The organism is Actinoplanes ianthinogenes (assembly GCF_018324205.1).
In the GTDB taxonomy this organism is placed as follows: Bacteria; Actinomycetota; Actinomycetes; order Mycobacteriales; family Micromonosporaceae; genus Actinoplanes; species Actinoplanes ianthinogenes.
The window spans coordinates 8,572,169-8,584,692 of sequence record NZ_AP023356.1; the positions used below are offsets into that span (position 1 = coordinate 8,572,169).

Below are 12,524 nucleotides of genomic sequence, written 5' to 3' on the forward strand. Positions count from 1 at the left end.
GGGGTCCCTTACCGGTCTCAGAGGGCGTGGAAGTTGCCGTCGTGATAGAGCAGCGGAGCGCCCGCCTCGGCCAGCCCGGCCTCCTCGACCCGGCCGATGACCAGGTGGGAGCCGCCGGCCGGCAGGCGGTGCTCGATCGAGATCCGCAGCCAGGCCGCCGCGCCGTCCAGCACCGGCTCGCCGGTGGGCAGCCGGCGCCAGCGCGTCGGTGCGCCGAACCGGTCGATGCCGCTGGTGGCGAACGTCCGGGCCAGCTCGGTGTGCCCGGCGCCGAGCAGGTGCACCACGGCGGTCTGCGCCTCGCGCAGGTGTGGCCAGGTGGACGCGGTCGCGTTGATGCTGAACGACAGCAGCGGCGGCTCGGCGGAGAGGGAGGCCAGCGAGGTGACGGTGACCCCGGCAGGGCCGCGGCCCGCGTCGGCGGTCACCACGGCCACCCCGGCGGCGTGCCGTCGGAACACCTGGCGGAACAGGGTGGCGTCGACGGGTGCCGACGAGATCGGCACGGAAGCGATGACGGACATGACCAAGCTCCGTTCAGGTGGGGGTATGCGCTGCGCGGCCGGCGCAATTCATACTATGCCTCTAGGATTAGAGGGCAAGTTTGCGTCGTGCTGAATTAAATAGACGCAGGTGGCGCCGCATACACCTGATGCAGCGCGACGGCCCCACCGGCCGCCGCGAGCACGTTGCCCGGGAAGCTCGACGCCCGCACGGTCTCGGTCACCTCGACACCCGCCGACGACCGCGCGGCCACCTCGGCGCGCAGCGTGGCCAGCGAGTCCGGCAGCCGGTTGGCGCCCGCCTCGGCCACCACCAGCACCTCCGGGTCGAACAGGTCGAGCAGCAGGGCCGCGGCCCGCCCGACCAGCCGGGCCCGCTCCTGGAGCAGGGCGGTCGCCGCGGCCAGCCCGGCCTCCGCGGCGTCGACCAGGGCGCCGATCTCCGGCCGGTCGATCAGCCCGGCGGCGAGCGCGCGGCGCACCAGCGACCGCTCCGAGACCGCCGCCTGCAAGCACCCGACCCGTCCGCACGGACAGACCTCGACACATCCCTCGACCGGCAGGTGCGCGACCGCGCCGGCCGCGGACCGCGGACCCTGGTGCACGACCCCGCCCGCGGCGAACGCGACATCGACCACGTTGCCCACGAACAGGTGCACGGCGCTCTGCCGGACCCGCCCGGCGGCTCGCCCGAAGAGCTGCTCGGCGCGCAGCAGCGCCCGCGAATTGCTGTCCACCCGCACCGGCAGCCCGGTCACCTCGCCGAGCACGGCGCCGACCCGGACGTCACGCCAGCCCAGGAACGGGTGCTCGACGACCGTACCGTTGGCGGTGTCCACCCACCCGCCGGTCGCGACACCCAACCCGATGACCCGCCGCCGCGCGCCGTGCTGCCGCCGCAGCGCCGCGATCCGCCCGGCGAGCGCCGGCAGCACCGTGTCCGCATCAAGCCCGTCATGCGGATCCTGCCGCTGCGCGATGATGCGACCCCGCAGGTCGAGCAGCGCCACCGTGGTCCGCGGCACCGCGATGTGCACCCCGACCACCACCGCGTCGGAAGCGAGATCCACCGGCACGTGCGGCCGCCCGATCCCCGGCGGCCCGGCCGCCTCCCGCGCCTCCCGGACCAGCCCCCGCTCCGTCAGCGAGGCCACCACCCCGGTCACGGTCGCCGCCGACAGCCGAGTCACCCGAGCGATCGAACTCCGCGCGATCGGCCCATGATCCAGAACGGCCCGCAACACCGCGGCCGCCGAATCCGACCCCTTCCGCGCCTCAGACGGCGGCAGGTCCTCACGTCGCGTAGCCCGCCGCACGCCCACCGACCCACTCACGGGGGACCTGGGTGCGGGCGGATCATCCCGCGAGGTTAACCCGCCACCGTCACCAAAACCCCGTCCGGTAACCGGTCGTTTCACAGTCGGTAACACCATCCGGCCGGTCCGGGCCGCTTCCCTCACGCCCCTTCTTTCGGTACGCCCACAGCCCCGTCCCGCCCCGCCCTCCCAAGCCCGTCCCGCGCCTGCGCCCGTTCCGCCGAGCCCCCGCCGCCACTCCCGGTCCGCCGTTGGTTGCGGTGGTCGCCATGCGGCGTTCGCCGTGGATCGCGGTTGCTGGCGCAGCTTCCGGTCCGCCGCGCGTTGCGGTGGTCTCCATGCGGCGTTCGCCGTGGATCGCGGTTGCTGGCGCAGCTTCCGGTCCGCCGCGCGTTGCGGTGGTCTCCATGCGGCGATCGCCGTTGGTCACGATCTTGGCGCCGCTCGCGGTCGCCCGACTGAAGGTCCGCCGGGGGCGCGCGTGGTCGGCTGCACTTTCCGGCCGGGCCGATTGTGGCGGCTGCGATCGTGACCAGCGGCGGGTGCCGCGTGGTGACCTCCGCGACGGGCGGCGGGTCGGGTGTGGCGGCTGCGACCGTGACGAGCGGCGGGTGCCGCGTGGTGACCACCGCGAGTGGCGGCGGGTCGGGTGTGGCGGCCGTGACCGTGACGAGCGGCGGGTGCCGCGTGGTGACCTCCGCGACGGGCGGCGGGTCGGGTGTGGCGGCTGCGATCGTGACGAGCGGTGGGTGCCGCGTGGTGACCACCGGGACGGGCGGCGGGCCGGGTGTGGCGGCCGCGACCGTGACCAGCGGCGGGTGCCGCGTGGTGACCTCCGCGACGCGCGGCGGGCCCGGTGCGGCGGCAGCGACGGTGACCAGCGGCGGGTGCCGCGTGGTGACCTCCGCGACGCGCGGCGGGCCCGGTGCGGCGGCAGCGACGGTGACCAGCAGCGGGTGCCGCCTGGCGACCACCGCGACGGGCGGCGGGCCGGTGTGGCGGTAGCGACCGTGACCAGCAGCGGTGCCGCCTGGCATCCACCGCGATCGACAGTAGGCCGGACCCGGCAGCACTGAGACCGGCGGCCGGTCCGCATGGCGACTCACCGTGCTCAACCGCCCCACCGAAGGGGGCCGGTGGGCGTCGGCTGGGCCGGAAGCAACGGCGGACCCGCCGTATCGAAAGCGGCGGACCGAAGGCGGGCTGGCTGGGCGGGAAGCAACGGCGGACCCGCCGTACCGAAAGGGGCGGACCGAAGGGGGCCGGTGGGCGTCGGCTGGGCCGGAAGCAACGGCGGACCCGCCGTACCGAAAGGGGCGGACCGAAGGCAGGCCGGTGAGTGTCGGCTGGGTCGGAAGCAACGGCGGACCCGCCGTACCGAAAGGGGCGGACCGAAGGTGGACCGATGAGTGTCGGCTGGGCCGGAAGCCACGGCGGACCCGCCGTACCGAAAAGGGTTTCAGCGAGAACCGATGCGCCGATGCGTGTGATTGACCCGGGCCCGAGCCGCCTCCGCCCGAGCCACCGCCCCATGCGTCCGCAGCACCCGCTCCGGCGCGGTCGTCGTGGCCAGCCGCACCGTGAATCGCCCCGCCGCGTGCCACATCGTCAGGTCGTCACAGGCCTGCCGGGCCAGCCACAACCCGGTGCGGGTCCGGTCGGCGTCCGGTTCGGAGAGGTATCCGGCGAACGGGTCGGTGAATCCGGGGCCGCTGTCGGTGACGCGGCATTCCACCTGCTCGCGAGCGATCCAGAGGGTGACGGTGATGGGTGGGGCGCCGTGCAGGACGGCGTTGGTGAGTGCCTCGTTGACGGCGGCGACGAAGTCGGTGCGGATCAGGGTGGGCAGGCCGGCCAGGGCGGTGGTGAGCCGGTGGCGGACCGGGTGGATGTCGTGCAGGGTGCTGGCGCCGGTGAGGTGCAGCTCCGGTGGGCGGGACGGCTCCGGGACCGGGTCGTGCGGGGCCAGCGTGGTCATCAGGGCGGCCGGCTCGCAGAAGGTGGGGTTGGCGGTCGTGCCGGTGGCGGTGATCAGGCGAGGGTGGGCCTGGGCGACGGCGCCGATCACCGTGCCGGGGGTGCCGGTGGCCGGGTACGCGCAGATGGTGCTCAACGGGTACCGAGCCAGGCTGATCGTGCAGGCCGCCTCGTAACACGCGGCCCTGGTCCAGCAGTCGGGCGTGGTCCCGTGGTCGGGCTCGTTGATGTACCAGACCCGCCGGCGCTGCTTCTCGACCAGGCGGCGCTGGGCGGCGAGGACCACCGCCGGGCGGCTGTGGATCTCCGGCCGGGGCTGGATGAGCGGGGGCTCCAGATGCGGGAGCGTGTCGGCGACCGCCTTCTGGAGGGTTTGGCTGTGGTGTGGCTGGCAGGCGAGCACGACCAGTTCCGCCTCCCGCGCCTCGGTCAGCGCGGTGAGGACGCGGGCGTACAGGTCGTCGCTGCCGTCGTAGAGCAACCCGTGGTGTGTCACGATCCCACCACCCTTCGCGTGCCGGCGGTGCGCCGGTCGAAACGTTCAGCGAGAGGAAGCCGGCCGGCGGTGTCGATGCGGTCGATGGTGGTCCGGACATAGTGGTCCCGGCCGACCACGATCACCAGCGGCACGCCGGCTCCCCGGGCGGCGTCCGCGGCGTGGAACAGCACGCGGACGCCGCCGGAGGCGATGAAGTCCAGCCGATCGAGGTCGAGGACGAGGGTGAGACCGGCCGGGATGCGGTGCAGGGCGTCGGCGATCAGCGCGGCGCACTCCGGCGCGGTGGCGGCGTCGAGCGGGCCGGTGAGCGTGACCACGAGCGCGTCCGGCGGATCCGCGGTGATGCTGTCCATGGGCACCGTCCAAACTGACCCGGGTTCCGGCCGGAAACCTTCAGCGTACGCGTGGTGAATGACCCGGCCGGAGCAGCGCTAAACGATCCGGCGCCTATCGTTGCTGATCATGGGGTGGGAGCGGCCGCTGGACGGCGTCGAGGACGTGGCCTGGGACGAGTTGCTGGCCGGGTCGTGGGAGCGCGAGGCGAGCGGGGAGCGGGTGGTCGGGCTGCTCCGCGACATCGCCGCCGGGCAGGGCGACCCGGCGTCGCTGGACGACCTGCTGCTGGACGACGCCGACTACTTCTACACCGAGTCCGGCACCGACAGCGGTTACGTGGCCGCCATGCCGGAGGCGCTGCGGTTCCTGGCCCGGATCGCGGCGGCGCCGGCCACCGGCGACCGCACACGCGTGGCGATCATCGAACAGATCGAGGAGATGTGCTGGGCCCCGATCGATGCGGAGGGCGCCACCGAGGCCGAGCTGGACGCCAGGGTCGACACGCTGCGGGCGGCCCTGCTGGACAGCCGGGAAGCCCTCGACGAGGTCGTCCGGCTGGCTCCGCACACGGCGCCGAGGGTGGCCAGGCGGTTGGCCGCGCTCGGCGCCGGCGCCTACGAGCCACGGTGGCGCGGGATCGCCCGGCCGCTCGGACACGAGCGTTCGTACCGGATCGCATCGGCCGGCCCGCTGGTGCTGGTCGGCGGCGACCGGTTCCTGGACCCGGCGGACGGGACGGTGCTCGCGACGGTTCCGCCGGGACGCGGCAGCGGGGTGGCGCTCACCGATCCCGAGGGGCCCTGCTTCGTCCGGCGCGGCCGGGCGGGTGGCCTGGTCGTGTGGCGTCATCGCCAAGGCAACTGGCAGCGGACCCGGGTCGGCCTGCCATGGCCGCTGGGCAAACTGTTCCTGACGCTGGCCGCGGACGGCGACGAACTGTACGGGTGGACCGTGAGCGGAGCCGTCGGCCGGGTCGACCCGCGCAGCGGCAGGTGGATCGGGGCGGTGGCGCGCGCACCCCGCGCCGCCGAGAACGGCCTGCACCCTTATCGGATCGGCGACCGGCGGTTCGCGGTGATGATCGCCGGATATCACCCGGAACGGTCGGTGTTCCGGCTGGACCTGACCCGTGGCTCCGTCGACCGCCTGCCCATCGAGAACGTCCACCGCTGCATCACCTCGTTCCGGAGCGGCCTCGTCTTCAACGGTCCGCGGGGCGTGCGCCGCTTCGACGCGGAATCGGGCGCCGAGATCGGCGACCCGATCCCGGCGTCGTACTTCAGTTCCGGCTGTTCCTACGAGATCGACGGCCGGTCCTACCTGGCGATCGGCGACATCCGGCAGATCCGGCGCGTCGACGCCGAGACCGGTGAGCCGGTCGGAGCGCCGCTGCCCGGTCACCGCCGGGAGATCACCGCGATCACCGCGGCCATCGTCGCCGGGCGACCCACCCTGATCAGCGTCGACGGCGCCACCGTCCGCCGCTGGGACGCCGAGACCGGCACCCCCTGGCCCGCGCCGCTGCCGGAATGAGTTGATCCGTACACGTCGATCGGAGTTATCGTCACTGCTATGAACAAGCAGCGTCCGACCCTGGCCGACGTGGCCCGGGTGGCCGGCGTCTCGCGGGCGACCGCGTCGCGGGCGATCAACGGTGAGTACGGCACCTCGGAGGAGTCCCGCGAGCGGGTGCGGCAGGTCGCGGCCCGCCTCGGCTTCGAGCCGAACGCGGTGGCCCGGGCGCTGGCCACGGGCCGGGGCGCTGCCGCGCGGCGGGAGCGGATCGAGATCCTCATCGTCGACCCGGATCCGGACGCGATGAGCACCAAGCCGTTCTACGGCCGGGTGCTGACCGGCGCGATGCGGGCGGTCGGCGGCCGCGACATCGCCCTGGAGGTGCGGCAGGTCGCCGCGTCGCCGGCGCTCGGCGACGACGTGCCGTTCGGCCGGCTGCTGGTCAACGTCTCGGGTGACGCCGGCGCCGCCTACGCGCGGCAGGGCCGGACGATCGCGCTGGGCCGCTCGGCGCCGGGCATCACCTACGTCGCGCCGGACAACGAGGGCGGCGGGTTCCAGGCCGCCGCGCACCTGGTCAACACCGGCCGCAAGCGGATCGGCGCGGTCTTCGGCCCGCAGACCCCGTGCGCCCAGGAGCGCAAGGCCGGATTCCTGCGGGTGATGACCGGCGCCGCCCGCGCCGTCGTCTCGGTCGACGGCGACTTCACCCGCACCACCGCCTACGCCGCCGCCAAGGAGCTGCTGGCCCGCGAGCCGCTGCTGGACGCGGTCTTCGCGGCCTGCGACGTCACCGCGATGGGCGTGCTCCGGGCACTGCGCGAGGCCGGCCGCCGGGTGCCGGAGGACGTCGCGGTGGTCGGTTTCGACGGCAGCGCCCTGGCCGAGGCGGCCGACCTGTCGTCGGTCTACATGCCGGTCGAGCAGGAGGCCGAGTCCGCGGTCGCCCACCTGCTGGATCCGGCGCTGCCCCGCCCCGGCCGCTTGCCGACGTCCCTCACGGTCCGCGGTTCCAGCTGATCAGACCCATTTCCGGTACGCCCGGAGCACAGTCACCCGCGCGGGCGGCGGGTGTCGGTGAAGTGCCGCATCGCCGCGCCGAGGAACTCGACCATCCGGGGGTGGTAGGAGGTGTGCCAGGTGCGCATGCCCTCGTCCTCGGCGTAGAACAGGGCCATCCCGAGGTAGGCGTCCGTGCTGGGGGAGTAGAACCGGCTGACGACGGCGTGGTGCCGGGCGACCAGGTCCTGGACCGCCTCGTCGCCCGGCTGCGCGCCCGCGGTGATGGCGGCGGCGATCTCGCCGTACAGGTCGTGCCAGTCGCGGTGGACCTGGTCCTTGTCGACGTGCGCCCAGCCGGCGGTCGCGGCGAGGCTGGCGGCCTGCTCGTCGGCGAGCGCGCGGCGGTAGCGGTCGGCATCCTCGGCGGCGATCGTGGAAATACTCATCGGTGGTGGCATGCCCTGTCGTGAGGGGGTACGGATCCGCCGCCCGGCCGGTGGGCGCGAACGGCAGCGAACCCTCGCACGCCCGCCCGGTCCCGGCAAACCGATTTTCGCTGTTCCGAGCATCGCAGAACGCCGGCTCGGTGACGTATCCGGCGAATCGTTCTTCTGTCGGCAGCGGTTGCGACGCGTGATCGCGGCCTTGTCGGCATTCGCCGGGATTCTGGCACGACCCTCCGGCAGGAACGCCCGAGCGCGTCGGGCGGCGACGAGCTCGGGCGCCGGCACTCGCGGCGGGATTCGGCGGGCGTGGGCTCACGGCGTACCGAAAGAAGGGTTGAGTGGAGCGGTCAGGTGCGGAAGGCGACGATGGTCCAGCGCAGGGCCTCGGCGGGGAGGCGGCGGGTGAGGCGTGCGCCGGAGAAGCCGCCGATGACGGTGGCCGGGGCCAGGCCGCCGCCGAACAGGACGGCTGCCTCGGCGAGGGTCATCCGGTGTAGCGCGGCTCGGTGAGACGGCGGCGGAACTCGGCGTGCGCGGACTGGAAGACGGCGTTGAGGCGGTCCAGCTCGTCCTCGGCCGGCTCGCGTCGCAGCTCGACGTTGATTTTGAAGTCGTCGTCGACGATCGCCACCTCCAGGTCGGCCAGCAGGTCGGCCGGGAGCCGGGTGAGCACGAACTCGCGGAACGCCTCGGCGATCGTGCCGGCCATGTCGCCGCAGCCGCAGGTCCGTCCCTCCAGCACCGCGCCGAGGTGGCTGCGCCCGACGATCGCGTCCGGGTGGGCCGGGCCGAGCAGCGGCAGCGTCTCCTCCAGCACCGTGCGAGCCTCCGGCAGCCGCTCCTCGTGCTGGAGGAACAGCCCGAGCGCGACCCCGGCCCGGCCGACCGTCTCGTGGTCGGCGCCGCGGCGGGCCTGCGTCACCGCCTCGGTCAGCCGCTGCTCGGCGGGGCCGGACCGGCCGGCGTCGCGCAGCGCGAGGCCCCAGTTGCGCAGCACCTGGCTCTGCAACTCGGGGCGGCCGACCCGCTCGGCGCGGGCGTACGCCGACTCGTAGGTGCGCAGCGCGGCGTCCGGGTCGCCGGCGTCGCCCTGGGCCATGGCCAGCCCGAGCGCCGCCATGACCGCCTCCTCCGGCCGGCCCTGCCGGTCGTAGGACGCCAGCACCCGCTCGATCGCCTCCACCCGGTCGGCCTGGTCGCCCAGGTCCTGCCCCAGGTTGGCCTGCACCGACAGGGCGTTGAGGGTGGCCTGGTGGTCCGGGCCGAGGCGCTCCTCGACGGCGGCGACCAGCAGGGCGACCAGGTCTTTCGACGCCGGTTCGCCATGGTCGACGGCTTGCAGGACGGCGTGCGCGATCTGCTCGACGACCTCGTCGGGCAGCTGGGGGAAACCGACGAAGACCGGGTCGGTGGAGTCGGAGGCGTGCACGATCATGGCCCGCAGCGCGAGCGCCGAGGCGACCCGCTCGTGGCCGTTGCTCCACAGGTTCTGCACGGCCTCCTCGACGACCTGGCGGGCCTCGGCGTGGTTGCCGCGGTGCAGCAGCAGGTCGGCGAGGGGTTCCAGGCCGAACGCGTACCCGGCGTGCTCCCGGCCGTAGAACGCGAGCCGCTCCCGTACGCCCTGGCGCAGCTCCCGCTCGGCCTCGTCGAGCCGGTCGGCGAAGCGCAGCGCCATGCCCAGGTTCAACCGGTACGTCAGCTGGTCCTTGTGTGACTCGTGGTCGCGCGGCGGCGCCGAGGCGGCCTGCCGGAAGCACTCGACGGCGCGGTCCAGCTGATCGGCGTTGAGCAGCACGTTGCCCAGGTCGCACTGGGCGGACGCCCAGGCCGGGCTGCCGGCGCCGTGCCGCACGGTGGCGGCCTGCACCTCGCGGGTCATCACGTTCTCCGCGTCGACCAGCCGGCCCTCGCGCAGCAGGGCGAAGGCGACATCGACCGGGGTGGGGGCTGCAGTCACGCCGGGCAGTCTACGGACTTCCTCTAGTATTCGCCGATGATCGATCTGCCGCCGACGGTTCCGCTGTTCACCACCCCGTCCGGGGTGGAGGTCGTCGGGTTCCCGGCGGCCGGGGACGACGCGCTGCGCTGGTGGGAGCGGCTGCGGGCGGAGTACCCGGCGAGCGGGCTGTGGCCGCTGCTGATGGAGGAGGACACCCCGGAGTATCTGGCGGATTCCTACACGTACGCGACGGTGGACGAGTCGCTGGCGCAGGCGTACGCCCTCGACGGGTCGAAGCTGCTGGTCCCCGACTTCGTCGACGAGGGGGAGTGGCCGTCCGAGCCGGAGCGGCCCGGGTTCGGCCTGCCGTATTTCCGCAGCGGGCAGCCGGCGCAGGTGACGGTGGCGCTGGTCCCGGCGGCCGAGCCGTGGCTGGTGCCGGTGGTGCTGCACTACGGCGGCTGGAACAAGTATCCGAGCCCGGGCGAGCACGCCGCGATCATGCGGTACTGGCAGGAGCGCTACGGCGCGGAGCTGGTGGTGCTGACCGGCACGACCGTCGAGTACGCGGTCGCCCGCCCGCCGCTGACCAGGCCGGACGCGCTGGCCCTGGCCGGGCGGTACCGCGCCTACAACGACGGGGAGTACGACCTGTACGGCGCCGAGCACCTCACCGATCTCGCGGCCGGGCTGCTCGGGGCGCAGGTCTGGCGGATGTGGTGGGACTGACGTCCCACCACTCACACGCCCCCGATGACCTGCTCCTCAAGCCTCGGTCAGACCGGCACTGTCGATCAAGGACATTCCGTTCTGGCTAAAACACCGCGGTGCGAGCCAGGATGGTGCCGTGCTGCGCATCCACTTCACGGTCGCCGATGCCATGAAGGTCCGGGTGGTCGTGCTGGGCCCGCTCGCCGAGCTGCAACTGAGCCTCAACCGGCTGCAACGGCCGGGGGAGCAGCGGTGGTTCGGCCGATGGCGGGCACCGACCGTGGCCGGCGCCCGGACGCTCTCCCCGGACGTCGGTGACCTGGCCCGCTTCCTCGCGCCGACGGCCGGCCTGGTCGACCTGTTCACCCTGGTCGGTCCGGCCGAGGAACACGCCGAGGCGGTCGACCGGCTGTGCCGCGCGCCGGCCGGGCCGCTGCGCGCCGAGTTCTCCTTCGCCCCGGTGGTGGCCGGGGTGCGGTCCGGCTGGATCGGCGACTTCGCGCACGGCGACCGGGCCGCGCGGGAGCGGCTGAGCGGCGCTCTGGACGAGTATCACGAGCTGGCGATCATGCCGTACTGGCCGCGGATCCGGGCCCTGCTCGACAGCGAGCGGGCGGCCCGGGTCGACGTGATGGCCCGGCACGGGCTGGACGCGATGCTGGCCGGGCTGGCCCCCACCCTGCACTGGAAGTCACCGGTGCTGGAGGTGCCCGGCTATCTCGGGGTCAACCGGCAGGGCGCCGGCGTGGTCACCGAGGTGCACCTGGGTGGCCGCGGCCTGGTGCTGGCGCCGTCGCTGTTCACCAGCTCCGACCCCGGCCTGTTCACCCCTTGGAACGACGATCCGGCGGTGCTGCTCTATCCGGTGAGCCTGGATGCCGCGGCGGCGTTGCGGCTGTGGCGCCGCTGCGACGAGTCCGGGGAGAAGGCCCTCGCCGGGTTGCTCGGCGGGACCCGGGCGGCGGCGCTGCGGGTGATCGCGGACGGCTGCACCACGTCGGAGCTGGCGCAGCGGATCGGGATCTCGCCGGGTGGGGCCAGCCAGCACGCGACGGTGCTGCGCGAGGCGGGGCTGGTGGTCAGCCGCCGCCATCGCAACACCGTGCGGCACACGCTCACCGGCCTGGGGGCCGGGCTGCTCAACGCCGTCTGAGCCGGTTACCCGCGGGCGAGCTCGGCCTCGCTGCGCAGCACGCAGAACTCGTTGCCCTCCGGGTCGGCGAGCACGACCCAGCCGGTGCCGTCCGGTTTGCGCAGGTCGCTCACCACGCTCGCGCCGATCGAGGTCAGCCGGGTCACCTCGGCGTCGCGATCGCCGTCGGCGGGCCGCAGGTCGAGGTGGATCCGGTTCTTCACCTGCTTGGCGTCCGGCACCTCGATGAACAGCAGCCGGTGCCGCCCGTCCGCCGACATGATCAGGCATTCCTCGTGGCCGGGCTCGTTCGGGTCGTCCGCGTCCTCGCGGTAGTCGAGGACCAGCTGCCACCAGCGGGACAGGCCGTAGGCGTCGGTGCAGTCAACGGTCGTGTGGGAGACGTAAGAGGTCACCCCACGATGATCTCAAGTCGGTCAGATCAGGACATCGGTGGTCCGGCGGTTGCCGAGATTGCGCGAGATCAGGTCGGTGACCAGCGACGACATCGTCCGGTTGTCGCCGCCGCCGGCGGACCACAGCATCGCGGCGGCGGTGCCGTCCAGGCGGACGTTCACCTCGGTCAGGATTCGCGCGTTCACGGTCTGCGGGGGTCCGAAGTCGACCCGGGGAGGGGCGGCGGCCGGGGCCGGGGCGGGAGCGGGGGCCGGGGCGGGGCGCGAGGCGGTGGGGGGCGGCGCGGTGGCGACGACCGGGGGCTCCTGGCAGGTGACGCAGCCGCCGGTCAGGCCGGTGAGGACATACCGGGTGACCACCTCGCGGTTGGCCGGCTTCCACGTGCGGTCGCCGCACGCCGAGCACGGGACACCGGGCAGGTAGGCCGAGGCGGCGGCGTGCGCCTCGGCCGCCTCGCGCGGATCCTCGACGTGTTCGCCCGGGCGCTGCAGGACCGACGGGTGACCGGCGAGGGCGAGCCAGCGGGGCCGCGCGCCGGCCGGGGCGCACGCCCAGTAGCGCTGGGCGCGCACGTATTCCTCGGCGTTCACGTGGGGGTGCCGGCGGAGCGCCAGGGTGAGCAACCCCCGCCCGTCGGGCCCGAGCGTCAGCGTGAAGCGGTCCCCGTGTTCGGTCATGGCCCGATCATCGGCACCGGGTTCTCGCGGACAAGCACTTTCACCGGCGGA

Annotated in this window: 13 protein-coding genes; 4 read left to right on the forward strand and 9 right to left on the reverse strand. The window is 73.9% G+C overall.

What is annotated here, in order from left to right; all coding sequences use genetic code 11:
* Nucleotides 1-17: 17 nt before the first annotated feature.
* The 4 genes from Aiant_RS38605 to Aiant_RS38620 form a co-directional block, all read right to left on the reverse strand.
* Entirely contained in the window at nucleotides 18-524 is a 507-nt protein-coding gene (locus Aiant_RS38605) for a flavin reductase family protein (protein WP_189335033.1), read from the reverse strand.
* Nucleotides 525-619: 95 nt separating this feature from the next.
* Nucleotides 620-1,837 carry an ROK family protein gene (locus tag Aiant_RS38610; RefSeq protein ID WP_425322646.1) on the reverse strand — a complete coding sequence of 406 codons (1,218 nt, stop codon included), beginning with the start codon at nucleotides 1,835-1,837 and terminating at the stop codon, nucleotides 620-622.
* Nucleotides 1,838-3,278: 1,441 nt separating this feature from the next.
* On the reverse strand, nucleotides 3,279-4,292 hold the full coding sequence (locus Aiant_RS38615) for an ATP-binding protein (protein ID WP_189335031.1): 1,014 nt from the start codon (nucleotides 4,290-4,292) through the stop codon (nucleotides 3,279-3,281).
* The gene (locus Aiant_RS38620) at nucleotides 4,289-4,648 is read right to left on the reverse strand and encodes an STAS domain-containing protein (RefSeq protein ID WP_189335030.1); all 360 of its coding nucleotides are present in this window, start codon (nucleotides 4,646-4,648) and stop codon (nucleotides 4,289-4,291) included. Before Aiant_RS38620 ends, Aiant_RS38615 begins: the two co-directional genes overlap by 4 nt.
* A gap of 109 nt (nucleotides 4,649-4,757) precedes the next feature.
* Here Aiant_RS38620 and Aiant_RS38625 point away from each other — a divergent pair, with 109 nt between their 5' ends.
* Both Aiant_RS38625 and Aiant_RS38630 read left to right on the forward strand, forming a co-directional pair.
* Nucleotides 4,758-6,164, forward strand: coding sequence for an NHL repeat-containing protein (locus Aiant_RS38625; protein WP_189335029.1), 1,407 nt, complete (start codon nucleotides 4,758-4,760; stop codon nucleotides 6,162-6,164).
* Between the two features lie 39 nt (nucleotides 6,165-6,203).
* Entirely contained in the window at nucleotides 6,204-7,166 is a 963-nt protein-coding gene (locus tag Aiant_RS38630) for a LacI family DNA-binding transcriptional regulator (RefSeq protein ID WP_189335028.1), read from the forward strand.
* Nucleotides 7,167-7,198: 32 nt separating this feature from the next.
* On the opposite strand, the gene Aiant_RS38635 is transcribed toward Aiant_RS38630, so the two are convergent.
* The 3 genes from Aiant_RS38635 to Aiant_RS38645 all read right to left on the reverse strand — a co-directional run bounded on the left by Aiant_RS38635 (nucleotide 7,199) and on the right by Aiant_RS38645 (nucleotide 9,554).
* Entirely contained in the window at nucleotides 7,199-7,594 is a 396-nt protein-coding gene (locus Aiant_RS38635; protein WP_189335027.1) for a TipAS antibiotic-recognition domain-containing protein, read from the reverse strand.
* A 347-nt stretch (nucleotides 7,595-7,941) separates the two neighbouring features.
* Entirely contained in the window at nucleotides 7,942-8,082 is a 141-nt protein-coding gene (locus Aiant_RS38640) for a hypothetical protein (RefSeq protein ID WP_189335026.1), read from the reverse strand.
* Nucleotides 8,079-9,554 (reverse strand): tetratricopeptide repeat protein, encoded by a 1,476-nt coding sequence (locus Aiant_RS38645; RefSeq protein WP_189335025.1) that lies wholly within the window; start codon nucleotides 9,552-9,554, stop codon nucleotides 8,079-8,081. The genes Aiant_RS38640 and Aiant_RS38645 overlap by 4 nt, the downstream gene beginning before the upstream one ends.
* A 36-nt stretch (nucleotides 9,555-9,590) precedes the next feature.
* On the opposite strand from Aiant_RS38645, the gene Aiant_RS38650 reads away from it, so the two are divergent.
* Both Aiant_RS38650 and Aiant_RS38655 read left to right on the forward strand, forming a co-directional pair.
* Nucleotides 9,591-10,265 carry a DUF4253 domain-containing protein gene (locus Aiant_RS38650; RefSeq protein ID WP_189335024.1) on the forward strand — a complete coding sequence of 225 codons (675 nt, stop codon included), beginning with the start codon at nucleotides 9,591-9,593 and terminating at the stop codon, nucleotides 10,263-10,265.
* A 118-nt stretch (nucleotides 10,266-10,383) separates the two neighbouring features.
* A complete protein-coding gene (locus tag Aiant_RS38655) occupies nucleotides 10,384-11,400 on the forward strand; it encodes an ArsR/SmtB family transcription factor (RefSeq protein ID WP_189335023.1) in 1,017 nt (338 codons plus the stop codon).
* A 5-nt stretch (nucleotides 11,401-11,405) separates the two neighbouring features.
* Here Aiant_RS38655 and Aiant_RS38660 read toward each other — a convergent pair whose 3' ends face one another.
* Both Aiant_RS38660 and Aiant_RS38665 read right to left on the reverse strand, forming a co-directional pair.
* Nucleotides 11,406-11,795 carry a VOC family protein gene (locus Aiant_RS38660; RefSeq protein WP_189335022.1) on the reverse strand — a complete coding sequence of 130 codons (390 nt, stop codon included), beginning with the start codon at nucleotides 11,793-11,795 and terminating at the stop codon, nucleotides 11,406-11,408.
* 21 nt (nucleotides 11,796-11,816) lie between these two features.
* Nucleotides 11,817-12,473: a hypothetical protein gene (locus Aiant_RS38665; RefSeq protein ID WP_189335021.1), complete on the reverse strand. Its 657-nt coding sequence runs from the start codon at nucleotides 12,471-12,473 to the stop codon at nucleotides 11,817-11,819.
* Between the last annotated feature and the right edge of the window lie 51 nt (nucleotides 12,474-12,524).